This window comes from Nonomuraea sp. NPDC050022, from assembly GCF_044460705.1.
Classification (GTDB): Bacteria; Actinomycetota; Actinomycetes; order Streptosporangiales; family Streptosporangiaceae; genus Nonomuraea.
This window is the reverse complement of the sequence record NZ_JBITKE010000005.1, coordinates 265,025-286,862: the sequence shown is the minus strand read 5'-3', so window position 1 is coordinate 286,862 and position 21,838 is coordinate 265,025. Positions and strand designations below refer to the sequence as shown.

The 21,838-nt window shown below is 69.0% G+C and carries 23 protein-coding genes; 10 read left to right on the top strand and 13 right to left on the bottom strand.

Annotation, left to right across the window (positions count from 1 at the left end; translation table 11 throughout):
- Positions 1–215: 215 nt before the first annotated feature.
- Both ACIBO2_RS22820 and ACIBO2_RS22815 read left to right on the top strand, forming a co-directional pair.
- Positions 216–425 (top strand): hypothetical protein, encoded by a 210-nt coding sequence (locus ACIBO2_RS22820; RefSeq protein ID WP_358541630.1) that lies wholly within the window; start codon positions 216–218, stop codon positions 423–425.
- A 119-nt stretch (positions 426–544) separates the two neighbouring features.
- Positions 545–1,684: a cystathionine gamma-synthase gene (locus ACIBO2_RS22815; protein ID WP_358541627.1), complete on the top strand. Its 1,140-nt coding sequence runs from the start codon at positions 545–547 to the stop codon at positions 1,682–1,684.
- Between the two features lie 16 nt (positions 1,685–1,700).
- Here ACIBO2_RS22815 and ACIBO2_RS22810 read toward each other — a convergent pair whose 3' ends face one another.
- Positions 1,701–2,132, bottom strand: a complete 432-nt coding sequence (locus ACIBO2_RS22810) for a hypothetical protein (RefSeq protein ID WP_397298926.1) — start codon at positions 2,130–2,132, stop codon at positions 1,701–1,703.
- Positions 2,133–2,142: 10 nt separating this feature from the next.
- Positions 2,143–2,268: a hypothetical protein gene (locus ACIBO2_RS22805; protein WP_263655728.1), complete on the bottom strand. Its 126-nt coding sequence runs from the start codon at positions 2,266–2,268 to the stop codon at positions 2,143–2,145.
- A 140-nt stretch (positions 2,269–2,408) separates the two neighbouring features.
- Between ACIBO2_RS22805 and ACIBO2_RS22800 the strand changes: the two genes are divergently transcribed.
- Positions 2,409–2,831 (top strand): DUF6292 family protein, encoded by a 423-nt coding sequence (locus tag ACIBO2_RS22800; protein WP_358541623.1) that lies wholly within the window; start codon positions 2,409–2,411, stop codon positions 2,829–2,831.
- 11 nt (positions 2,832–2,842) lie between these two features.
- On the opposite strand, the gene ACIBO2_RS22795 is transcribed toward ACIBO2_RS22800, so the two are convergent.
- The 3 genes from ACIBO2_RS22795 to ACIBO2_RS22785 form a co-directional block, all read right to left on the bottom strand.
- The gene (locus ACIBO2_RS22795) at positions 2,843–4,798 is read right to left on the bottom strand and encodes a hypothetical protein (protein ID WP_358542259.1); all 1,956 of its coding nucleotides are present in this window, start codon (positions 4,796–4,798) and stop codon (positions 2,843–2,845) included.
- A gap of 30 nt (positions 4,799–4,828) precedes the next feature.
- Positions 4,829–5,563 carry a hypothetical protein gene (locus ACIBO2_RS22790; RefSeq protein ID WP_358541621.1) on the bottom strand — a complete coding sequence of 245 codons (735 nt, stop codon included), beginning with the start codon at positions 5,561–5,563 and terminating at the stop codon, positions 4,829–4,831.
- Between the two features lie 62 nt (positions 5,564–5,625).
- The gene (locus ACIBO2_RS22785) at positions 5,626–7,017 is read right to left on the bottom strand and encodes a sigma 54-interacting transcriptional regulator (protein WP_358541618.1); all 1,392 of its coding nucleotides are present in this window, start codon (positions 7,015–7,017) and stop codon (positions 5,626–5,628) included.
- A gap of 171 nt (positions 7,018–7,188) precedes the next feature.
- Here ACIBO2_RS22785 and ACIBO2_RS22780 point away from each other — a divergent pair, with 171 nt between their 5' ends.
- Positions 7,189–8,373 (top strand): FIST N-terminal domain-containing protein, encoded by a 1,185-nt coding sequence (locus ACIBO2_RS22780; protein WP_358542257.1) that lies wholly within the window; start codon positions 7,189–7,191, stop codon positions 8,371–8,373.
- 93 nt (positions 8,374–8,466) lie between these two features.
- Here ACIBO2_RS22780 and ACIBO2_RS22775 read toward each other — a convergent pair whose 3' ends face one another.
- Positions 8,467–9,879, bottom strand: a complete 1,413-nt coding sequence (locus ACIBO2_RS22775) for a M1 family metallopeptidase (RefSeq protein ID WP_397298920.1) — start codon at positions 9,877–9,879, stop codon at positions 8,467–8,469.
- 169 nt (positions 9,880–10,048) lie between these two features.
- Positions 10,049–11,158 carry a 4-hydroxyphenylpyruvate dioxygenase gene (gene hppD / locus ACIBO2_RS22770; RefSeq protein WP_358541614.1) on the bottom strand — a complete coding sequence of 370 codons (1,110 nt, stop codon included), beginning with the start codon at positions 11,156–11,158 and terminating at the stop codon, positions 10,049–10,051.
- 103 nt (positions 11,159–11,261) lie between these two features.
- Here hppD and ACIBO2_RS22765 point away from each other — a divergent pair, with 103 nt between their 5' ends.
- Together ACIBO2_RS22765 and ACIBO2_RS22760 are read left to right on the top strand one after the other, a co-directional pair.
- Positions 11,262–11,741 carry an Lrp/AsnC family transcriptional regulator gene (locus tag ACIBO2_RS22765; RefSeq protein ID WP_357944009.1) on the top strand — a complete coding sequence of 160 codons (480 nt, stop codon included), beginning with the start codon at positions 11,262–11,264 and terminating at the stop codon, positions 11,739–11,741.
- 125 nt (positions 11,742–11,866) lie between these two features.
- A complete protein-coding gene (locus tag ACIBO2_RS22760) occupies positions 11,867–13,990 on the top strand; it encodes a transglycosylase domain-containing protein (protein ID WP_397298915.1) in 2,124 nt (707 codons plus the stop codon).
- 72 nt (positions 13,991–14,062) lie between these two features.
- Here ACIBO2_RS22760 and ACIBO2_RS22755 read toward each other — a convergent pair whose 3' ends face one another.
- Genes ACIBO2_RS22755 through ACIBO2_RS22745 form a run of 3 tightly spaced genes read right to left on the bottom strand, consistent with a single transcriptional unit; the run spans position 14,063 to position 16,617 of the window.
- Positions 14,063–16,033, bottom strand: coding sequence for a thioredoxin domain-containing protein (locus ACIBO2_RS22755; protein ID WP_358541609.1), 1,971 nt, complete (start codon positions 16,031–16,033; stop codon positions 14,063–14,065).
- Positions 16,034–16,057: 24 nt separating this feature from the next.
- Positions 16,058–16,327, bottom strand: a complete 270-nt coding sequence (locus ACIBO2_RS22750; protein WP_358541606.1) for a hypothetical protein — start codon at positions 16,325–16,327, stop codon at positions 16,058–16,060.
- Positions 16,324–16,617 carry a hypothetical protein gene (locus tag ACIBO2_RS22745; RefSeq protein ID WP_358541604.1) on the bottom strand — a complete coding sequence of 98 codons (294 nt, stop codon included), beginning with the start codon at positions 16,615–16,617 and terminating at the stop codon, positions 16,324–16,326. Before ACIBO2_RS22745 ends, ACIBO2_RS22750 begins: the two co-directional genes overlap by 4 nt.
- A 160-nt stretch (positions 16,618–16,777) precedes the next feature.
- On the opposite strand from ACIBO2_RS22745, the gene ACIBO2_RS22740 reads away from it, so the two are divergent.
- Positions 16,778–17,929: a hypothetical protein gene (locus tag ACIBO2_RS22740; protein ID WP_358541602.1), complete on the top strand. Its 1,152-nt coding sequence runs from the start codon at positions 16,778–16,780 to the stop codon at positions 17,927–17,929.
- 28 nt (positions 17,930–17,957) lie between these two features.
- On the opposite strand, the gene ACIBO2_RS22735 is transcribed toward ACIBO2_RS22740, so the two are convergent.
- From ACIBO2_RS22735 to mca, 3 genes are all read right to left on the bottom strand, one after another.
- On the bottom strand, positions 17,958–18,251 hold the full coding sequence (locus ACIBO2_RS22735) for a GNAT family N-acetyltransferase (RefSeq protein ID WP_358541600.1): 294 nt from the start codon (positions 18,249–18,251) through the stop codon (positions 17,958–17,960).
- Complete coding sequence (locus ACIBO2_RS22730; protein ID WP_358448767.1) at positions 18,252–18,416, bottom strand: hypothetical protein; 165 nt, start codon at positions 18,414–18,416, stop codon at positions 18,252–18,254. It lies immediately after the preceding gene.
- 64 nt (positions 18,417–18,480) lie between these two features.
- Positions 18,481–19,365 (bottom strand): mycothiol conjugate amidase Mca, encoded by an 885-nt coding sequence (gene mca / locus ACIBO2_RS22725; protein WP_357944021.1) that lies wholly within the window; start codon positions 19,363–19,365, stop codon positions 18,481–18,483.
- Between the two features lie 134 nt (positions 19,366–19,499).
- Here mca and ACIBO2_RS22720 point away from each other — a divergent pair, with 134 nt between their 5' ends.
- The 3 genes from ACIBO2_RS22720 (at position 19,500) to ACIBO2_RS22710 (ending at position 21,808) form a co-directional block, all read left to right on the top strand.
- Positions 19,500–19,922 (top strand): DUF4307 domain-containing protein, encoded by a 423-nt coding sequence (locus ACIBO2_RS22720; RefSeq protein WP_358541597.1) that lies wholly within the window; start codon positions 19,500–19,502, stop codon positions 19,920–19,922.
- A 105-nt stretch (positions 19,923–20,027) separates the two neighbouring features.
- Positions 20,028–20,528, top strand: coding sequence for a transcription elongation factor GreA (greA, locus tag ACIBO2_RS22715; protein ID WP_225296428.1), 501 nt, complete (start codon positions 20,028–20,030; stop codon positions 20,526–20,528).
- Between the two features lie 134 nt (positions 20,529–20,662).
- Positions 20,663–21,808, top strand: a complete 1,146-nt coding sequence (locus ACIBO2_RS22710) for a C40 family peptidase (RefSeq protein ID WP_358541595.1) — start codon at positions 20,663–20,665, stop codon at positions 21,806–21,808.
- The last annotated feature ends 30 nt before the right edge of the window (positions 21,809–21,838 follow it).

Here is a 21,838-nt window from a genome sequence, read left to right as displayed (position 1 = left end):
CATGGCCAGCCAGCCGATCGCCGCGATGTCGCTCAGCCGGCGGATCCAATAGACGACGTGCTTGGCTTCCCCCACCCCTAGGAGCCTAAGCCGCAAGTCGGATGGCGGGCATCGACCGTTCGGCTGAGGAGGCTCGCCGAGGACCGGCCCTTCAGTGGAGGCGGCGGCGGGGGCCGTCGACGATGCTGATGTATGTCCGGAAGGGGGACGGGAAAATGATTGTCCTTGGATTCGTGCTACTGGGTGCCGGTCTGGTCGTGGGTCTGCTGCTGGCGCTGGCCGACCCGGTGCTGCTCTCCCGCATCAACGGGGAGCACGCGGAGGGTGGCAGCGGCCGCCACATCCAGGTGCCCGCACGTGACGCCGATGTCATTCCGCTGGCATCGCGGGCAGGTGGCGACAGGAAGAAGCCTCAAGCGGCCTGAGACCCGGTTCGCGCGGGGCATGACGCGCGAGCCACGCGGGCGCGGTTGGGGACGGCGCCCGCCTCGGCCCGCGGTCCGTTGGGGAACGGGCCGCGGGCCGCTTCCGTTACCGTGGGCCTATGACGAACGGTTTCGAAACCCTGGCGATCCACGCAGGTCAGGAGCCTGACCCGCTTACCGGCGCGGTCGTGCCGCCGATCTACGCGACGTCCACCTACAAGCAGGACGGTGTGGGTGGCCTGCGTTCCGGATATGAGTACAGTCGCTCGGCCAACCCGACCAGGACCGCGCTCGAAGAGGCGCTGGCCGCGGTCGAGGGCGGTGCGCGCGGGCTGGCGTTCGCGTCGGGCCTGGCGGCCGAGGACACCCTGCTGCGCGCTCTCTGCAAGCCCCAGGACCACGTCGTCATCCCCAACGACGCCTACGGGGGTACGTACCGGCTGTTCGCGAAGGTCGGTGAGCGCTGGGGCCTGCACTACGATCCGGTGCCGCTCGGCGATCTCGACGCCGTGGCCGCGGCGATGACCCAGAAGACACGGATCATCTGGGTGGAGACGCCGACGAACCCGCTGCTCGGCATCGCCGACCTCGCCGCGCTCGCCCAGCTGGCCCACGACAACGGGGCGCTGCTGGTCGTCGACAACACCTTCGCCTCGCCCTACCTGCAGCAGCCCCTCGCGCTGGGCGCGGACGTGGTCGTGCATTCCACCACCAAGTACGTCGGCGGCCACTCCGACGTGGTCGGCGGCGCGCTGATCGCGGCCGATGAGTCGGTCGGCGCGGAGCTGGCCTTCCACCAGAACGCGATGGGCGCGGTGGCCGGGCCGTTCGACGCCTGGCTGACGCTGCGCGGGCTCAAGACCCTGGGTGTACGGATGGACCGCCACTGCGACAACGCCGAGCGGATCGTCGATCTGCTGCTCGCGCACCCGCGCGTGACGCAGGTGCTCTACCCGGGCATGGGTGACCACCCCGGGCACGAGGTGGCCGCCAAGCAGATGAAGCGGTTCGGCGGCATGGTGTCGTTCCGCGTCGCGGGTGGCGAGGCCGAGGCGGTCGAGGTCTGCAACCGGGCGAAGCTGTTCACGCTGGGCGAGTCGCTGGGCGGCGTCGAGTCGCTCATCGAGCACCCGGGCAGGATGACGCACGCCTCGGCGGCCGGCTCGCCGCTGGAGGTGCCCGCCGACCTGGTGCGGCTGTCGGTCGGCATCGAGACGGTCGACGACCTGCTCGCCGACCTCACGCAGGCGCTCGGCTAGGAGCCCGGTCGTTCGGTCAGGAACCCGGTACGACCATCAGGAACAGGATCACCAGCCAGATCAGAGACAGCAGCCCGCTGATGGCGGCGATCCTGCCGTTCTGCACCTTCGCGTCGTCCGGGGTCTCGGTTTCGAGGACCTTGACGGCGGCGCGCAGGTCGCGGTCGATGATGACGAGCAGCACGACGGCCACGATGAACAGCGTCATCGAGGCCGTCATGTACCACTTGCCGAGCACGCCGCCGCCGATCGACATGCCGACGGCCAGCCCGAAGATCAGCACGCCCAGCGAACCGATGCTGTAGATCCGGGTGGTCCGCTGGATGTTCTGCAGGACGGGCACGTTCTTGCCGCGGATGGCCCGCGGAGCGGCCATGGTGGCCGCCGTGAGCGGGCCGATCGTGAAGATCGCGAAGCCGATGTGCAGCCAGAGAAGCAGGGGCGACATGCGTAGGAGACTAGTCCCCGACGATCTCGCCCGTGGACTCGACACTCTGTTTACCCTCTGAGGAGCAGCGCATGATCAGCTCGGTGGCCGCGATCGCGACCACCATGAGCACGATCAGAAGAATCATGGCAATCATGGAGCCCCCCTCCTTCCCCGTGTCGGACGTAAATATCGTCCGTAATGACTAGACGCTCTGGCAACGGAATAAGTTCAGCGCCGGTATGGTTGACCACCGTCGCTTTTTCCTTACCGTTTGGGCACAAGGGGGTGCCGTCCGTGGCCATCAGGCATGTCGAGCCGTATACCGACGAGTGGCTGCAGCAGCCGACCGGCTACGTGCAGCGGGTCGTCGACCTGCTCGGAGCCGAGGTCGCCGACTGGTGGGAGGGCCCCTGTGAGCCGCGTGGCGCGACCGTCCGTCTGGCGGACGGCAGCGCGCTGGTGTGGGACGAGGAGAGCGGGTGGCGGCTCGGCGGCTTCGTCTCCGGCGGCCGCGGTGAGCACACCCAGCTCGACGGTGTCCGTTACCTGGGGGGTGGCCTGCTGCCCCGGCCCGAGCGCGTGCCGTCGGCGCTGAGCGACGCCCGCACGGGCGTGGGCGCCAGCTCCGCCTGGCGCCCCTGCTACCGCTCGCACCGCAACTGCCGCGACGGCTTCGACGTCGCCCTCGACTTCTACGCGCCCCTCGTCGACGCCTGAGCGCCCAGCGTTCAGCGAGACCTGCGCACCCGTAGGAAGTCGCTCACCACGTATTCACCCAGCCGATCCGCGCTGGGGGAGAACACGCGACCGCCGTTGCGCCGCGCCACCTCGTCCACGAACTCCTTGAGGCGGTCGTCGCCGGCCAGCATGAAGATGTTGAGCGTCGCCCGCCGCCGCGTCATCTTGTCCACCTCGGCCAGCGTGAGCTCCAGCGTCTCGGGCGACGGCGGCCACTCGAAGGCCGAGTGCCCGTTGCGCATCAGGTGAGCCGTCGGCTCGCCGTCGGTGACCACGAGCACGACCGGCTCGAAGTCGGGGTGGCGATCCAGGTGCCGGCCGGCGATGAGCAGGGCGTGGTGCAGGTTCGTCCCCTGGACCATGTCCCAGTCGAGCCCGGCCAGCTCGTCCGGCTGCAGCACCCGCGCGTAGTTGGAGAACCCGATGATCTGCACCGCGTCCTGCGGGAACTTGGAGGCGACCAGCGCCTGAAGGGCGAGCGCGGTCTGCTTGGCCGCCGCCCAGGTCCCGCGCAGGGCCATCGAGTAGGACAGGTCGACCAGCAGGCAGACGGCCGCCGCGCTGCGCCGCTCGGTCTCGGCCACCTCGAAGTCGTCGACCGACAGGCGTACGGCGCCTGATTCGGACTGGACGCCGCCGTTGCGGACGCCGTTGACCAGCGTGCGGACCACGTCGATCGGCTGCTCGTCGCCGAAGCGCCAGGGCCGTGACGAGCCGGTCAGCTCCCCGGCCGAGCCCGCGTCGCGCTGGTCGTGGTCGCCGCGCCGGCCCGCGTCGAGCGAGGCGAACACCCGGCGCAGCGCCGTCTCGCCGAGCCTCCTGACGGCCTTGGGGGTGAGCTCCAGCTTGCCCCGGCGGCGCAGGAGGTAGCCCTGCTCCTCCAGCTCGCGTTCGATCCGCTTGAGTGCCTCCAGGTCGTCGACCGCGGAGCGGCCGAGTGCGCGGCGGACCGCGGACTCGTCGACGTCGTCGAGCCTGGCGCCCGGATAGTCCTGGCGGAGCGAGGTCTCCAGCTGTGAGAGGTCGGCCAGCTCCTCCAGGGCGGTGACGGCGTCGCCCATGCCCAGCGGCTCCTCACCGGTCAGCCGTTCGGGGGTGTCCCAGGCCAGGTCGGGCCGGCGGGCCTGGAGGGACTCGCCGAGCCGGCGCATCTCGTCGGACAGCCCCGCCTGGTCGAGCGTCTGGCTCATCAGGTTGGCCAGCTCCTCGCGCTGGGCCGGGGTCATCGAGGCGAGCATGCGCTGGGTCGCGGCGGCCCGCCGGGCCAGGACGTCGACCAGCTCGTCGAGGTCGCGCGGCTTCTCCGGGAAGAGATCGCCGTATTCCTTCATGAACGCATCGAAGTCCTGCTGGGTGTGCTGACCTCTGGCGTCCTTGTCGAGCATGTCGTTGAGGTCCGACATCATCTGCCGGACGCGCTCCATCGCCGCCGGGTCCGGCTGGGCCAGCGCGTCGCGCAGCCCTCTGAACTGGCTGTCGAGCACTTCGCGGCGCAGCAGGTCGCGCAGCTCCTCGAAGGTCTGCCGGGCGGCGGCGGAGCGCCACTCGTAGGGGGTCAGCTGCTGGATCGCGCTGGCCGTGTCGTCGGGCAGCGAGTCGAGCTCGCTCTCGCGCAGCCGCGCGTCGTCGGACGGGTCGGGGAACAGCTCGGCCCGTTCCTGGCCGATGGCCTTGTCGAGGAGCGCCCGGGCCCGCTCCAGCGTGCCGTCGAGTCGGCCGCTCTCGCGCAGGTCCCTGCGGCGCCGTCGTACCTCTCTGAGCATGTCGTCGAGACCCCGGCGGTCCTGGGCCCCGGGCAGCCCGCGCTTGAGCAGGTCGCGCAGGGCGTGCACGGGGGTGGAGCCGGACAGGATGGCGTCGCCCATCTCGTCGAGCGCGGCGCGCACGTCGTACGGCGGGGCGAGGGGGTCGGGGCCATCGTTGTACTCGCCATAGCGGTAGGCCATCACGAACACACGCTAACCCGAGAACGGGGGCTACGCGTCCCCGAAGACCTCACGCACACCGGAGAGTTCGTTGACATCCGGCACGTAATCGACCTGTACGAGCACCGGATGCTTGACCGACTTGAGGGCTTTGGTGAAGTAGCGGCTCTGGCACGCCTTCTTGCCGAGGCCGTGCTTGTCGGCGTTGACCGGCTTGCCGGCCAGCCAGCCGTCGCCGCAGCGCTTGGTGGTCCTGGCGAACGACATCAGGTTCGTGTAGCCGAGCTTGAGCGTCCTGCCCGCCCCGGTGAACAGGACCGTCGTGTCGTCCACCCGCTTGACCGTGCCGCGGACGGTGCGCGGCGAGGGCCACTTGGCGAGCACTTCATTGATCTTGACGGCCTCGGTACCGCGATACTCGACGCGGACCGGCGCGGGCCCGGACGCCAGCTTGTCGGTCAAGGCGTCGGCCTTGCAGACGGTGGTGCCCAGACCCTTGCGGTCGATCGCCACACGCCCCTCGGTCTCCTTGAGGTCGCAGGCGACGGTCACCCGCCGGAACGCCGCCTTGGCGTAGTCGAGCCGCACCTCCTTGGCGCCGGAGACGGCCTTGAAGGTGTGGAGCGGCTTGCGGTACGTGGCGGTCATGGGCGTGATGCGGATTTCGGTCGCGCCGGCCGCCCAGGCGTACCCGTACACGATCGTGGTGTCCGCGGCATTGGCGGGTACGGCGAAAGCGCACAAGGCGGTGGCGCTCAGGGCGGTGGCACAGACAAGCAGACGCATGGGCGGTCTCCCCCGACAGCGTGATCAATTATCACGTTCGACGTGTGAGACCGCCCGAATGTTCACGTCCGGTAGACGGAGACCCCGTCCACGTCGTCCTTGGACAGGCGGCGCATGAGATACAGGCCCTCCAGGGCGAACTCCAGCGCGGCCGCCGCGTGCCCCGGAGACTCCTCGCCCTCACCCATGCCCAGCCGCGACATGACCTTCGCCAGGCCGCTGACCGGGCCGATGCGGCGCAGCAGCTCGGCGGCCGGGATCAGCTCTCCGGACTCCACCTGGTTGCCCTCGGCGAACTTGTCCGTCAGCGGCGACAGGTCCATGCCGCCCAACCGGCTCCTGAACGTCTCGGCCGTGGCCCGGCGGAGCAGGTGGGCGAGGATCTCGGTCTCCCTGCCCTCTTCGCTGACCTCGAACTCCACCTTGCCGCGCAGGCTGTGGACGACGCTGGCCAGGTCGCAGACGCGGGCGACGGCCTGCTCCTCGCCGGCGATCGCCCCCCTGCGTACGGCGGAAGCCATGGCGGTCTCGGCGGCCGCGATCGAGAACCGCGCCGACACGCCGGAACGGGCGTCGACCGCGGTGGACTCGCGGACCAGGCGGGTGAACCGGGCGATCACCTCCACCAGGTGCTCGGGGAGGTCCGCGCCGATGTCCGGCATGGACTCCTGGCGGATGAGCACCAGCTCGTCCTCGACCGTCAGCGGATAATGGGTACGGATCTCGGCGCCGAAGCGGTCCTTCAGCGGGGTGATGATCCGGCCCCTGTTGGTGTAGTCCTCGGGGTTGGCGCTGGCGATGAGCAGGATGTCGAGCGGCAGGCGCAGGTTGTAGCCGCGCACCTGGATGTCGCGCTCCTCCAGCACGTTCAGCAGCGACACCTGGATGCGCTCGGCCAGGTCGGGCAGCTCGTTGACGGAGAACACGCCCCGGTTGGTGCGCGGCACCAGCCCGTAGTGGACGGTCTCCGGGTCGCCGAGCGTCCGGCCTTCGGCGATCTTGATCGGGTCCACGTCGCCGATCAGGTCGCCGACGGAGGTGTCGGGGGTCGCGAGCTTCTCGCCATAGCGCTCGTCGCGATGCTTCCACGCCACGGGCAGCTCGTCGCCCAGCTCCCGCGCCAGCGCGATGCAGCGCGTACAGGCCGGCGCGTACGGATGGTCGTTGATCTCGCAGCCGTCGACCACCGGGGTCCACTCGTCGAGCAGCCCGGTGACGGTGCGGATGAGTCGGGTCTTGCCCTGGCCCCGCTCACCGAGCAGGACGAGGTCGTGCCCGGCGAGTAGCGCCCGCTCCAAGTGGGGCAGGACGGAGTCGTCGAAGCCCACGATGCCTGGAAAACGGGGCTCACCTGCCCGCAGCTTGGCCAGCAGGTTTTCGCGGACCTCTGCTTTCACGGTGCGATGAACGTGACCGCTCTCTCGCAGCTCGCGGATGTTTAGAGGCTGATGCACGGGAACGAGACTACGTCCCCTGGGACCACTGCGGCAGACACTTTCGCATCTGGCGGAGATTTCGGATCTTGACTATTGCGTGACGGTTCATGCGCGTGCTTGTTCCTTTAATGGGGAGAATCGGTTCCTAGGGAACTTCGAGCCGCTGAGGAGGCGAGATCCGTGGCTGTGATGACGAGCCGCTTCGCCGACGGCCTCGCCGTGGGTCCCGACCTGGTGGAGGCCGCAGAACGTGCTGTCGGTCAGGCCGTGTCGAGACTCAGCGGCGAGGCGGACCTGGTGTGCTTCTTCATCTGCGGCGACGATCCGGACGAGGTCGCCAGGGCGGGGGAGAGCGCGATGAGGCTGGCCCCCGAGGCCCACGTGATCGGCTGCAGCGCCACCGGCGTGATCGGTGACGGGCAGGGGGTCGAGCTGACGTCCGCCGTGAGCGCGTGGGCGGCCACGCTGGACGGGGCCGAGCTGACCACGTTCGCGCTGGAGACGCTGACCGCCGAGGACCGGTTCGTGGTGGTGGGGCTGCCGGAGCGGACGGCGGAGGATCACGTGGCGATCCTGCTGGCCGATCCGTACACCTTCCCCACGGACGCGTTCGTGGAACGTTCTGTGGACGTGCTGGGTAATCTGCCGCTGATCGGCGGGCTGGCCAACGGGATGCGGGGCCGGGGGTCGGTCCGGCTCTTCGCCGACGGCGAGGTCTACACCGAGGGCGCCATCGGCGTGCTGCTCAGCGGCTCCGTACGCGTCAGCACAGTGGTCAGCCAAGGCTGCCGGCCGATCGGCCCGACCATGGTCGTCACCCGCTCCGAGGAGAACCTGCTGCTGGAGCTGGCCGGCCAACCGGCCCTGGCCCGGCTGGAGGACATCGTCAGCGAGCTGGACGAGGACGACCGCGAACTGGTCGCCGCCGGCCTGCAGATCGGCGTGGCCATGGACGAGTACGCCGAACGGCACGAACGCGGCGACTTCCTCATCAGAGGCGTGATCGGCATCGACCCGGAACGCGAGGCCGTGGCCATCGGCGACGTCGTGGACGTCGGCAGGACCGTACGCTTCCACGTGCGCGACGCGGCCACGGCGGACGAGGACCTCTACGACCTGCTCGACGCGCACCGGGAGGAGCTCGGCCGGATCGACGGCGCGCTGCTGTTCTCCTGCAACGGCCGGGGGTCGGCGATGTTCGGCACCGCCGACCACGATCCGGTGGCGCTGCGCGACACGCTCGGGCCGATCGGGATCGCGGGCTTCTTCGCCGCCGGCGAGGTCGGGCCGGTGGGCGGCCAGAACCACGTGCACGGCTTCACGGCGTCCGTCCTGGTCTTCTCGGCCCCCACGGGCACGCCCGGCGCTCCGTGAGCCTCGCGCTCAGCCCGTGAGCCTCGCGGTCAGCCCGTGAGGCTCGCGGTCAGCCCGTGAGGCTCGCGGTCAGCCGGTCAGGCGGTCAGGCGGTCAGGTGGCGGGCTTGGTCGGCTGGAAGAGCCAGGCGTCGAACAGCGGCTTGAGATCCTTGCCCGAGAGCTTCTCCGCCAGCGCGATGAACTCGTCCGTCGTGACGTTGCCGTATTTGTGGTCGGCCGTCCACGTCTTCAGCAGCGTGAAGAAGGTCTCGTCGCCGATGGCCTTGCGCAGGGCGTGCAGGGTCAGCCCGCCCCGGGTATAGACCGAGTCGTTGAACAGGTCTTTGGGCTGGGCCCGGCCCGGGGGATATTTCCACATCGGCTCGCTCGCGGCGCGGTTGTAGAAGGTCTGGAAGAGCCGGTCGGCGGTGTTGGTGCCCTTGTGCTCGGCCCAGAGCCACTCGGCATAGGTGGCGAAGCCCTCGTTGAGCCACAGGTCGCGCCAGCGCTTGATGCTCACGCTGTCGCCGAACCACTGGTGGGCCAGCTCGTGCGCGATGATGCTCTGGTCGGGCTCGAAGCCGCCGTAGAGCGGCTTGGTCTGGTTTTCCAGGGCGTAGCCGGCCGAGAAGTCGTCGACTATGCCGCCCGTGGAGGAGAAGGGGTAGGGCCCGAAGACCTTGCTCCAGTAGTCGGTGACCTCGCCCGAGATGTTGTAGAGGTCGTCGAGCGAGGCGCGGTGCTTGGGATCGACCGCCGCGAGGTTGGGGATGCCGCCCGGCGTGCGGCCCTTGCGCAGCTCGAACTTGCCGATCGTGGCCGTCGCGAGATAGCTCACCATCGGATGCCGCTCGCGCCACCGGAAGGTGGTCTTGCCGTCGGCGGTCGTGGGCTCGCCGACCTGCTCGCCGTTGGCCAGCGCGGTCACGCCGTCGGGCACGGTGATCGCGAAGTCGTAGGCCGCCTTGTCGGCGGGGTGGTCGTTGACCGGATACCAGGTCTTGGCGCCGTCGGGCTCACAGGCCACGAACGCGCCGTCGGGCGTCGGGACGAAGCCGAACGTGCCCAGGTTGGTGGAGTCCTTGATCGGTTTGGGCACACCGGAGTAGCTCACCTTGATGGTGAAGTCGGCCTTGTTGCCCAGCGGCGTGGCGGGCAGCACACCGAGCTCGGTGCCGTTGCGCGAGAAGATGGCCTTCTCCTCGTTGACCGTGACCTCGCTCACGTCGAGGCCGGACAGGTCGAGGTCGAACCGCGAGAGCGCCTGCGTGGTCGTGGCCTTGATCGTCGCCACGCCGTCGAGGCGCTTGCTGCTCGGCGTGTAGCCGAGCTCGAGGCCGTAGTGGGAGACGTCGTAGCCGCCGTTGCCGTCAAGGGGGAAGTCGGGGTCGCCGATGCCGGGCGCGCCCGTGTCTCCGCTCACCGGCCGGGCCGCTGTGGGCGCCATGGCGCCGTTGGACGGCGCGCAGGCGAGGATGCTCAGAAGCGCCACGAGCGAAGCGGCCCTGCGCTGGTCAAACCCCATAGGCTGCGCTCTTCCCTTCGCTAAGTGACAGGAATTCTACGCGGAGTCAGGCATCGACCACGACCGTCTTCGCGGCTTTGGCATGCGCAGCCTGCTGGCGCGGGTCGACCAGAATCCAGCCTAAGTCGGGCAGACTCCCCCTGCGCCGTCAGGGCAACGGCGGCGCGAGCTAAAGGTTGCCTCTTCGCTCCTGCTCCCGCTCGATGGCCTCGAACAACGCCTTGAAGTTGCCCTTGCCGAACCCGAGCGAGCCGTGCCGCTCGATGAGCTCGAAGAAGACCGTGGGCCGATCCTGCACGGGTTTGGTAAAGATCTGCAGCAGGTAGCCGTCCTCGTCGCGGTCGACCAGGATCTTGCGCTTCTTCAGCTCCTCGATCGGCACCCTGACCCGCCCGATGCGCGAGCGCAACTCGGGGTCGTCGTAGTAGGAGTCGGGGGTGTCCAGGAAGCTCACCCCGGCCGCGCGCATGTGGTCGACCGTGGTCAGGATGTCGTTGGTGGCCAGCGCGACGTGCTGTACGCCCGGCCCGCGGTAGAACTCCAGATATTCGTCGATCTGCGATTTCTTGCGGCTCACGGCCGGCTCGTTCAGCGGGAACTTGACCTTGCGGCTCCCGTCGGCCACGACCTTGGACATCAACGCCGAGTACTCGGTGGCGATGTCGTCACCGACGAACTCCGCCATGTTGGTGAAGCCCATCACATGCTTGTAGAACTCCACCCACTCGTCCATCCGGCCCAGCTCGACGTTGCCCACACAGTGGTCGATGGCCTGGAACAGCCGTCCGGACCTGGTCGTGGGCGGGGCGACGAGCGGCTCGGCGGCCACGTACCCGGGCAGGTAGGCGCCGCTGTAGTTGGTCCTGTCGACGAGCGTGTGCCGCGTCTCGCCGTAGGTGGCGATCGCCGCGAGCACCACCTTGCCCCGCTCGTCCTCCAGCGTGTACGGCTCCGCCAGCCCGCGGGCCCCCTGCTCGACGGCGTGCCGATAGGCGGCCTCCACGTCCGGCACCTCGATGGCCAGGTCGATCACCCCGTCACCGTGCTCGGCGACGTGCCTGGCCAGGTCGGTCCCCGGCCGGATCGAGGCCCTGAACTCGAACCTGGCGCTTCCCGAGGTCAGGACATAGGCCGCCTCGTCGCGGCTGCCGTTCTCCGGCCCGTGATAGGCCACCAGCCGCATGCCGAACGCGGTCGAATAGTAGTGAGCCGCCTGCCTGGCGTTGCCCACGGCGAACACCACGGCGTGCATCCCGTTAACCGGAAAGACATCAGTCATAGCATCAATACTTGGATTCTCTGGACGAGTTGCGCAACAGCTACTTTTTTGACTAGACAATATGTACGGCCTACCCTCGCGTAAGGCAGGAGATCTGTACACCATGACGATCGACCAACTGGACGCCCGGCTGATCGCCCTCCTGGCCGCCGAGCCGCGCCTGGGCGTGCTGGAGTGCTCGCGCAGGCTGGGCGTGGCCCGCGGCACCGTGCAGGCCCGGCTCGACCGGCTGATCGCCAGGGGAGTGATCACCGGGTTCGGGCCCGACATCTCGCCGGTGGCGCTCGGCTACGACGTGACCGCGTTCGTGACCATGGAGATCAGGCAGGTCGCCGGGCACGACCCGGTGGCGCACCGGCTGGCCCACATCCCCGAGGTGCTGGAGGTCCACACGATCACCGGCGGCAGCGACCTGCTCTGCCGGGTGGTGGCGCGGACGAACGCCGATCTGCAGCGGGTGATCGACCAGATCGTCGAAGTTCAGGGTGTTCTCAGGACTTCTTCGATCATCGCCCTCGACACACCTGTTCCCTACCGCGTTTTGCCATTGGTGGCGAATGTTCCCCAGCGCGAAACGCGCTAGCCGTACTATCGCGGGAGGGGACGAGGCACCGTTATCGATCGCTTAACCTTGACATTCGCCCAGCTGACGGGGGTTTGGCGAGGCGCGATCGGGGGTTTTGGGTGCGGATCGGTGGTGAAAAGGGCATGCGAAAGCGGCGAATCCTTAAACGGCTGTTGATCGTTTTCGGCGCCGGGATCCTCTTGGCCATAGGGCTTTTCGCCGTCGCGTGGGCGATGACCCCGATCCCCGACAGCACCCAGAAGGACGCCACGGCCCAGGGGTCGGTGATCTACTACCGCGACGGCAAGAGCGTGCTCGCCAAGAAGGGCATCGATCGCATGAACGTTCCGCTGGACAAGGTTCCCCAGCACGTACGTGACGCGGTGATAGCAGCCGAGAATCGCTCCTTCTACCAAGACGGCGGCGTCTCGGTCAAAGGCACCGCGCGAGCCGTGTGGTCCACCATCTCCGGGCAGCAGCTCCAGGGCGGCTCGACGATCACCCAGCAGCTGGTCCGCAACTACTACAGCGGCCTCAGCCAGGAACGGTCCATCACCCGCAAGTTCAAGGAGATCATGATCTCCATCAAGGTCGACCAGTCCAAGTCCAAGGACTGGGTCCTTGAGCAGTACCTCAACACGATCTACTTCGGCCGCGGCGCCAACGGCGCCCAGGCGGCCGCGCAGGCGTACTTCGGCAAGGACGTCGGCAAGCTGAGCGTGGCCGAGGGCGCCTACCTGGCCGCGGTGATCCAGCAGCCCAGCCGCTTCGCCGACCCCAAGGGCGCCGACCTCGACGCCGCCGAGGCCCGCTGGCAGGCCGTGATCGACGCCATGCGGCAGACGGGCACGCTCACCGCCGAGCAGGCCGCCGCCCAGACGTTCCCGGTGCTCAAGGCGCCGAAGAAGCCGTTCGAGCTCAAGGGCCAGGCCCAGTACATGCTCGACCAGGTCACGGCCGAGCTCAACCGGCGCGGCTACACCGACGAGGACATCAACGGCGGCGGGTTGAGGGTCGTCACGACGTTCGACAAGAAGCTCATGCAGGCGGCCGAGAACGCGGTCAAGACCGTGCTGCCCGACTCGACGCCCAAGAAGGTGCGCACCGGGCTCGCGGCCGTCGATCCGGCCACCGGCGAGGTCGTCGCCTTCTACGGCGGGCGGCCCGACCGCTCCGAGTACGACAACGCCTTCTCGGCCAAGGTGATGGCCGGCTCCACCTTCAAGCCCTACACGCTGGCCGCCGCGCTCAACAACGGCTTCGACCTGTCCACCAGGGTCAACGGCAACTCGCCGATGCGCGTGGCCTCGGCCAGCAAGCCCATCCCCAACGACAGCGACCGCTCGTACGGCGAGATCAACCTGATCAGCGCCACCCAGAACTCCGTCAACACCGCCTTCGTCGACCTCGGCCAGAAGGTCGGCCTCGACAAGGTGGCCGCCACCGCCGTCGCGGCGGGCATCCCGGAGACGCAGCTCAAGCAGCACGAGGCGGCCGCCACGTTCCCGCTCGGCGTCGCCTCGCTGAGCGCCGTGCAGAACGCCTCCGGCTTCTCCTCCTTCGCCAACGGCGGCGTCCACATGGAGGCGCACGTCGTGAAGTCGGTGACCGCCCCCGACAGCAAGAAGAACGTGATCAAGGGCGCGTCCACCCAGGTGGTCAGCGAACAGGCCGCCGCCGACACCACGTACGCGATGCAGCAGGTCGTCAAGTACGGCACCGGCACCGCGGCCAGGCTGTACGACCGCCCGGTGGCCGGCAAGACGGGCACCACGGACAACTCCCAGGCGGTCTGGTTCAACGGCTTCACGCCGCAGCTCGCCGTCGCCGTCGACATGTTCCGCGAGGACAACAAGCCGGTGGAGATCCCGGGCTACGGGGTGCAGTTCGGTGGGCAGCTGCCCGCCCAGGTCTGGCGGGCGTTCATGACCGAGGCCATGGCGGGCAAGCCGGTCATCGAGTTCCCCGAGCCGTCGAACTACGGCTATGGCTCCGACGACTGGGCCCGCCCCGATCAGCGCCAGGACATGCCGCAGGAACCGCAGCACACCCAGGCACCCGACCCGTGGTCCTCGCCCACCCCTGAGGCCACCGAGCAGCCGAGCACGGAGCAGCCCACCACGCAGGGCCCGGACACCCAGCAGGATCCGCCGCGGCAGAACGACACCGGCGGCCCGCCCACCGGCCAGCCGGACGTCCCCACGACCGGACCCGACGAGAACAACACCGGTCGGTGGAGCGACACCGGCCGGTCGCCGGTCGGCTAGGCCGATCGCGGGTCGGCCAGGCCGGTCATCGGTCACCGGTCGGTTGGGCCGGTGACTGGTCGGCTAGGCCCGTCACCGATCGGCTAGCTCGGCCCGCAGCTCCTCCAGGGTGGTGACGGGCATCCGGCAGGTGAAGCCCCGGCACACGTACGCGGCGGGGGCGCCGCCGACCGGCCCGCGGCCTTCCAGCAGCTCGGGCCCGCCCGGTGGCACGCCTTCGCCGTCGCCCAGCGCGACCACCAGACCGGGAACGTCGGCCAGCAACGCCTCGCGGTGCAGCGCCCGCGTACGCGGGTCGTCCATCGGCCCGACGACCGCCACCTCGACGGGACCACTGAGCGCCGCCCGCGCCACAGCCAGCCCCCAGCCGGCGAACCGCGCGTGCCCCGTGGCCAGCACGGACACCGTGCCCAGCGCCGCGTAGGCGGCCTCACGGTGCCGTGTGGACCCCGTCAGCGCCGAGTAGGACAGCAGCGCCCCGGCCGCGGCGTACTGTCCCGACGGGGTCGCGTTGTCGGTGGGATCCTGCGGCCGCTGGAACAGCCGTTCTGCGTCGTCGGCCGTGTCGTAGAACCCGCCCTCGCCGTCCCCGAACCGGTCGAGCACGGTGTCGAGCAGCGAGCCCGCCAGCCGGTGCCAGCGCGTCTCCCCGGTCACGCCGTAGAGGGCGATCAGCCCCTCGGCCAGGTTCGCGTAGTCCTCCAGGACTCCGGCATTGCGGCCCGCCCGCCCGTCGCGCGAGGTCCGCAGCAGCCTGCCGCCGTCCATGTGCACGTCTTCTAGCAGCTCCGCCGCCTGCCGGGCGGCCGCCACCAGGTCCGGCCGGTCGAACACCGTGCCGGTCTCCGCCAGGGCGGCGATGACCAGACCGTTCCACGAGGCCACGACCTTGTCATCACGACCAGGCCGGACCCGCCGCTCCCTGGCGGCGAGCAACCGCGCCCGTACGTCGTCGAACCGCGTCGCGTCATCCGTGTCAGGGTCGGTGAGCAGCTGTAGCACCGACGTGCCGTGCTCGAACGTCCCCCGCACCTCGAAGAGCCGCGTGGCCCACTCCCCGTCCTCCTCGCCGAGCACCTCACGCAGCTGCTCCGGCGTCCAGACGTAGAACCGGCCCTCCTCGCCCTCACTGTCGGCGTCGAGCGCCGAGGCGAAACCGCCCTCGGCGGTACGCAGCTCGCGCAGCAGCCACTCCGCCGTCTCCAGCGCCACCCGCCGGGCGAGGGGCGCCCGGCTCGCCTTCCACCAGTGCGTGTAGACCCGCAGCAGCAGCGCGTTGTCGTACAGCATCTTCTCGAAGTGCGGCACCACCCAGCCCGCGTCGACGCTGTAGCGCGCGAAACCGCCGCCGAGCTGGTCGTACATCCCGCCGCGCGCCATCGACTCCAGCGTGCGGCCGCTCATCTCGGTCTCGCCGGAGCGCAGCAGGAACTCCAGCACCATCGACGGCGGGAACTTGGGCGCCCCGCCGAACCCGCCGCGGACCCTGTCGAACGACTCCCGCAGATTCCGTACGGCCAGCGCCAGCGTCTCCTCGCCGGGCAGCGGCCCGGTGGGCAGCGTCGTGTGCGCGTTGAGCGCCTCGACCACCTTCGACCCCTGCTCGGTGACGCTCGCCCGGTCACCGGCCCACGCGTCGCGCACACCACGCAGCAGCCGCTGGAACTGGAGCCGCGGGAAGTAGGTGCCGCAGTAGAACGGATGGCCCTCGGGCGTGGCGAACACCGTCATCGGCCAGCCGCCCTGGTGGATCATGGCCTGGGTGGCGCTCATGTAGACGGCGTCGACGTCGGGCCGCTCCTCGCGGTCCACTTTGACGTTGACGAAGTGCTCGTTCATCAGCCGCGCGGTGTCGGCGTCCTCGAAACTCTCGTGCGCCATCACGTGACACCAGTGACACGCTGAGTAGCCGACCGACAACAGAACGGGTACATCGCGCCGGCGCGCTTCCTCGAACGCCTCCGGCGTCCAGGGCCACCAGTCGACCGGATTGTCAGCGTGCTGAAGCAGATACGGCGACGTTGCATCAGCTAGCCGGTTCATACGGCCAAGGCTCTCACAACGCCGTCAGAACAGGACGATGCGGGTGAGGAGCACCTGTTGATTCTTCCGGTCGATCCGATACTCGGCAATGCCGTGTCCCTTGGGGATGAGGATTTCCCGCCAGTCGGGATCAGCGCCGACTTGATCGCTTCCCGTCAGCCAGGGGTCCTGGCAGATGGCAACAGTGAGTGCGGCCACGGTCGAGAACAGTTCCGCCGAGACCGACGGGTCGGCGAGCGTGTCCGCCACGACCTCCGACGGCACCACGGGCCGTAGGTTGTCGTCCTCGCTCACTTCGCGCCGCGCTCCTGCCGTCGGCGCACGATCTTGTCCATGGTCGTGGTGGGCAGAGTGCCTGCTTCGGCCGCCGCGCGAACGCGGTCACGATTGGGGTCGGTGTCGAGCATCGCCCGTCCCCACCAGGCGTTGAGCACGCCGTCCAGCTCAGGTCCCTGCTGAGCCTCCAGAAGCTCCGCGAAGAACTGCGCACGGCGGCCACCCCGCAGCGCGCTGGAGATGCCGCCGATCGTCCGTGGCACCCTGGGGTGGTCCGCTGTGCCACCGTGGACAGGCTGAGCGCTCATGACACCACCTTTCACGCTGTTCAGCGTACGTCCTGATCTCAGTTGTCCGCAGGAATCCCGTGGCACCGGTGGCACGGCGAAGCCGACGCCGATCAGCAGCGGCTCGTCGGGTCGGTGGCAACACGTGTGGTGGGGACGGCGGGGGCGTAGGTTACGGAGCGTGGATCTGGACTTCGTGTGCACGCATGCCGGCCGCCCCGCCGCCGCCCTCACCCGCAGGGACGTGGCCCGCGCCTTGCTCGCCGTGCCCTCCGGGGTGGCGCTGGTGGCGCTGCCCGACCTGCGGCGCGCGTTGATGGCCGCGGGCAACCCGCTCTCCTTGGCGTTCTGGGAGTCGGCCAGGACGACACTCAGCACGATCGAGTCGGGTGTCGCCACGGTCGGCGACGTGCAGCGCTGGGTCGAGTCGACCGGCACCGAGCCCATGCTGATGACGCCCGGCTACTTCGTCTGGCCGGAGGAGGACGAGCGCGGGCCGGTGGCCGAGGAGATGTTCTCGCTGCTCGTGCGGTATCTGGAGGAACGTGTCAGCGCGGGGGAGATCGACCCCGACGCGCTGGTCGCCGGTGATTCGGGGGCCCGCAGGACGTACGAGGAGCTTCAGGAGCGCTGGCTGAGCGAGCCGCAGCCTGACGGCCGGGTGCCCGGGTTCGCGGTCAGTGACGAGCAGGACGAGGAGTTGTTCGCCGCGTGGGATGAGGAGGAGGCGTTCGCGCTGGCCGAGCTGCGGCGGATCGTCGGCGAGCTGCCCAAGCCGCCCGAGCTGCCCGCCGACGAGCTGCGGCGGGCCGGGGCGCTGCTGCGTGAGCTGCTCGGCCTGCCCGGCTACCCGGCGAACGTGCTGCGGGCCTGCGCTGGGCTCGACGACCGGCTGATGCCCGAGGACGACGGCGAGCTGTGGCTGTCGGTGGCGGCCGGCATCGCCGGGCCCATCTCCGACCTGTCGGAGGCCGGCGACAGCCTGGAGGAGTTCGCGGACATCGACGGTGACCTCAGCCACGAGGACACCGTGCTGGCCAACCTGTGCGCCATCCAGCACGCCGACTGGCTGGCCGCGGTGGCGGCCCTGACCAGGCTGGGGCCCGGCGTGCTCGCCTCGCCCGAGCGGCTGGCCCGGCTCATCGCCGAGTCGGAGGACATCGACATCGACGACCAGGACGCCGACGACCTCGACGCGACCGAGCGGCTGTTCGTGCCGGTGGTCACCTTGTGGGGTTATCTGGGCATCGTCGACACCGAGGACGTGCTCACCCCGCTGGGCTGGTGGGGCCTGCCCAAGGCCCTCGAACGCGCCTGGTCACCCAGCGACTGACGTCGCCTGAGCGGCTGAAAGCGCGTGGTCACCCAGCGGCTGAGTCGTCGACCAGATCCTTGTACTGGGGGTGGCGCTGGATGTACTTGGCGACGTACGGGCAGAGGGGCACCACTCGCAGGCCGGTGTCCCTGCTCGCGTCGAGCGCGTGCCCGACCAGCTTGCCCGCCAGGCCCTGCCCCTCATGCTGGGGCAGCACCTCGGTGTGCGTGAAGACGATCTTCGTGGGCAGCAGGCGGTAGTCGGCGAACCCGGCGACCGTGCCATCCACGAGAATCTCGAACCGGCTCTCCGCCGCGTTGTCGACTATTTCGACCGGCATCTATTCGGCCTTCTTGTCGTCGATGTCGGCCGCCCGGGGCACCTGGATCTTCGACATCTGCTTGTTCATCGATTTGATCAAGATGTACAGGGCGACCCCGATGAGGGCGACGACGACGAAGCCGAGCAGGCCCGGACTCACATCACCCGCTGCGAGAGTTATCACTCCTCCAGTCTGCCACCGGGGGGTCATGCTCCGGTCAGCGGCAGGCGGCGGGCGTGGATCGCGGTCAGTGGCAGGCGGCGGAGACCTCGTCGGCGTGGATCCCGGCGAACAGATCGTCTTCCGGCAGCTCGGTGTCGACCAGGGAACGCGCCAGGTGGTAGTCCTCGGTCGGCCAGATCTCCTGCTGGAGCTCACGCGGGCAGACGAACCAGAAGCCGTCGGGGTCGACCTGGGTGGCGTGCGCGAGCAGCGCCTCGTCGCGCAGCTCGAAGTAGTCCGCGCAGGGCACCCGGGTCGTCACCGGCCACTTGGCGGGCCGGTCCTCCCAGCGGGAGATCCAGTCGGAGTAGGGGGAGCCCATGCCGCGCGAGGTCATCGCGTCGTGCAGCGCCTCGAACCGCTCCTTGGTGAAGCCCATTTGGTAGTAAAGCTTCAGCGGCTGCCACGGGTCGCCGGTGCCCGGGTAGCGGTCGGGGTCGCCGGCCGCCTCGAACGCCTCCACCGAGACCCGGTTGGTCATGATGTGGTCGGGGTGCGGGTAGCCACCGTCGTCGTCGTAGGTGACGATGACGTGCGGCCTGAACGCGCGCACGGCGGCGACAAGGGGCGCGGAGGCGTCTTCGAGCTTCTGCACCGCGAAGCAGCCCTCGGGCAGCTCCTCCTCCTCGTTCTCCGGCAGGCCGGAGTCGACGAAGCCCATGAACTCCTGCTGAACTCCAAGAATCTCCCGCGCGCGGGCCATTTCCGCTTTGCGGACCTCGCCGATGTTGTCGACGATCTCCGGCCGGTCCATCTTGGGGTTGAGCACAGAGCCTCGCTCACCGCCTGTGAGCGTACAAACCAGCACGTCAACGCCTTCACGGACGTAGCGCGCCATGGTGGCGGCGCCCTTGCTCGACTCGTCGTCGGGGTGGGCATGGACGGCCATCAGTCTCAACGGTGCACTCACGGGCTCGATGTCTCCTCAGTTGGACCGATCACTCGCCCAGAGAGGTTAGGTTCAGCTGGGCAGTCGCGAGGGCGTGACCCCCGCAGGGAACAATTGTCTCGGATAACGCTGAGGGAGTGCAGGGAGATTCCGCCATGGCCACCGAAGATGTCGAGAGCCGTCCAGTTCTCGGCACACCCGACGACTTCCCCGATCGTCCTGAGCGCAGGGGCCGCTTCGTCGTGCACGTCGTCATCGGCGTGCTGGTGGCCATCATCGCAGGTGGCTGGGGCTACGTGATGTGGTCGATGACCGGCGGCAACACCGGGGCCATCCCCCAGGTGGTGTCGTTCCAGGCCAATCGCCCGGACGAGGCCGAGATCACCTTCGAGGTGAGCAAGCCGGCCGACCGGGTCGCCGTATGCCGGATCAGGGCCACAGATGTCAACCACGCAGAAGTGGGCAGCAGGGAAGTAAGAATTCCGGCTGGTGGGGGTAGTAAGCAGCTCAAGGAGCGCCTGGACACGAGTGCCCAGGCCACGTCCGTCCACATCCAGTACTGCAATCTCGTAGAATGAGACGTTTGAGGAAGCGTACGAGCTGTTGAGTTGTTAGCCTTTCGCAATTCAACCGCACGCAACCTCAAGTGATCTCAGGGCCCCCTAGGCAAGCAAGGAGAACCCGTGGCCGACTCTCGCGATGAGAACGTCACATGGCTGACGCAGGAGGCGTACGACCGTCTCAAGGCGGAGTACGAATACCTCTCGGGCCCAGGGCGCGTCGACATCGCCAAGAAGATCGAGGCCGCCCGTGAGGAAGGTGACCTGAAGGAGAACGGCGGCTATCACGCGGCCAAGGATGAGCAGGGCAAGATGGAGGCCCGCATCTTCCACCTCCGGCAGATCATCGACAACGCCCAGGTGGGAGAGGCACCGAAGACCGAAGGGGTCGTCGGCCCCGGCATGACCGTGACGATCCGGTTCGTCCGTGACGACGATGAGGTGACCTTCCTGCTGGCGTCCCGTGAGGAGAGCGGCGCCCCGATCGACGTGTACTCGCCGAAATCGCCCCTTGGTGCGGCGATCAATGGTAAAAAGATCGGCGAAAAGGCGACCTACTCCATGCCCAACGGTCGCCAGAACACCGTCGAGATCCTCGAGGCCGTTCCGTACATCGGCAACTGACTTCCGAAGACACAACCCGCCGGGCCCACGACGGTCCGGCGGATTTTTCGCGTTCCTCCGGTATTCGGCAGGATCTCAGCTTCCTGGTCCGCTCCAGGAAGCGGCGTGACCACCACAAGCTGGTCCCGTTCATCGTGGTTTCGCTCGTCGCGGTGCTGACCGCCGACCTGCTGCTGCTCGCGCAGGTGGGCCAGCGGCAGGTGGGCGGCCAGCTGCCCGCGGCCGCCGTACGCCCGCAGCACCGCCCCGCGCCCCAGCAGACCCTTGCGGCCGAGAGTGGCAAGACCGCGCAATCGGTGACGCAGCCGGTGAAGCCGCTCGGCCAATTACACAAGCCCAACCTCTTCGTGGTCACCCGCAAGCCGCTGACCAACGAACTGCTGCGCAAGGTGGCGCGGCTGCGAGGGGTGACCGCCCTCGAACTGGCCGACGCGGCCTCGATCATGCTCGACGACAAGCGGGTGCAGACCCTCGCGGTGGACCCCTCGACCTTCCGCGCCTATACGCCCAAGGTCACGGCGGCCTCCGACGCGCTGTGGAACAACGTGGCGGCCGGCGACGTGGCGGTCTCGTTCGTGCTCGGCAGCGACGGGGGCCTCAGCCTGCACAGCCGGGTCCGCGGCCCCGCCGGGCCGCTGCGCATCGGGGCCTACGCCACGACCGGCTTCGGGGCGGTCGACGCAGTCGTCTCCCGCGAGGTCGGACGTACGCTCGGCCTGCCGCGCGACAACGCGCTGATCGTGAGCGCGCCCAAGGCCAATTCCGACAAGCTGCGCAAGGCCCTGCTCAAGGTGCTGCCCAAGGGCACGCAGACGGCCATGGTCAACCCGGTGCTGCCCCCCGCGCAGGCCAAGGTCCGTACCTGGGCGGCCGGCTCGTTCATGAGCGGCGAGCAGATCACCGTCGCGCTCAGGGCCGCCGCCACCAAGCTGGGCAGGCCGTACGTGTGGGGTGCGGAAGGCCCTGACACGTTCGACTGCTCGGGCCTGGTCCAGTGGGCCTTCGCGCAGGCGGGCGTGCGCATGCCGCGGGTGACGCACCAGCAATGGATGGCCGGGCCGCAGGTGCCCCTCGCCCAGATCCAGCCAGGTGACCTGATCTTCTGGCGCCTGGACCCGACCAATCCCGGCTACATCTCGCACGTGGCGATCTACTGGGGCGACGGCAAGATGGTGGTGGCCCCGCGCACCGGCGACGTGGTCAAGATCGCCCCGATGAGCACCCGGAACCTGGCCGGGATCGTCAGGGTCAGCCCGATGCTCGCGGCCCGCGTTCGCTGACGGCTTCATTCATAAAGAGGCAGCCCTTCC

Bases quoted from the DNA above. Each gene is read 5' to 3' on its own strand.
- ACIBO2_RS22820 (WP_358541630.1), top strand. From the start codon at position 216: ATGATTGTCCTTGGATTCGTGCTACTGGGTGCCGGTCTGGTCGTGGGT.
- ACIBO2_RS22815 (WP_358541627.1), top strand. From the start codon at position 545: ATGACGAACGGTTTCGAAACCCTGGCGATCCACGCAGGTCAGGAGCCT.
- ACIBO2_RS22810 (WP_397298926.1), bottom strand. From the start codon at position 2,132: ATGTCGCCCCTGCTTCTCTGGCTGCACATCGGCTTCGCGATCTTCACG.
- ACIBO2_RS22805 (WP_263655728.1), bottom strand. From the start codon at position 2,268: ATGATTGCCATGATTCTTCTGATCGTGCTCATGGTGGTCGCGATCGCG.
- ACIBO2_RS22795 (WP_358542259.1), bottom strand. From the start codon at position 4,798: ATGGCCTACCGCTATGGCGAGTACAACGATGGCCCCGACCCCCTCGCC.
- ACIBO2_RS22790 (WP_358541621.1), bottom strand. From the start codon at position 5,563: ATGCGTCTGCTTGTCTGTGCCACCGCCCTGAGCGCCACCGCCTTGTGC.
- ACIBO2_RS22780 (WP_358542257.1), top strand. From the start codon at position 7,189: ATGACGAGCCGCTTCGCCGACGGCCTCGCCGTGGGTCCCGACCTGGTG.
- ACIBO2_RS22775 (WP_397298920.1), bottom strand. From the start codon at position 9,879: ATGGGGTTTGACCAGCGCAGGGCCGCTTCGCTCGTGGCGCTTCTGAGC.
- hppD (WP_358541614.1), bottom strand. From the start codon at position 11,158: ATGACTGATGTCTTTCCGGTTAACGGGATGCACGCCGTGGTGTTCGCC.
- ACIBO2_RS22765 (WP_357944009.1), top strand. From the start codon at position 11,262: ATGACGATCGACCAACTGGACGCCCGGCTGATCGCCCTCCTGGCCGCC.
- ACIBO2_RS22760 (WP_397298915.1), top strand. From the start codon at position 11,867: ATGCGAAAGCGGCGAATCCTTAAACGGCTGTTGATCGTTTTCGGCGCC.
- ACIBO2_RS22755 (WP_358541609.1), bottom strand. From the start codon at position 16,033: ATGAACCGGCTAGCTGATGCAACGTCGCCGTATCTGCTTCAGCACGCT.
- ACIBO2_RS22745 (WP_358541604.1), bottom strand. From the start codon at position 16,617: ATGAGCGCTCAGCCTGTCCACGGTGGCACAGCGGACCACCCCAGGGTG.
- ACIBO2_RS22735 (WP_358541600.1), bottom strand. From the start codon at position 18,251: ATGCCGGTCGAAATAGTCGACAACGCGGCGGAGAGCCGGTTCGAGATT.
- ACIBO2_RS22720 (WP_358541597.1), top strand. From the start codon at position 19,500: ATGGCCACCGAAGATGTCGAGAGCCGTCCAGTTCTCGGCACACCCGAC.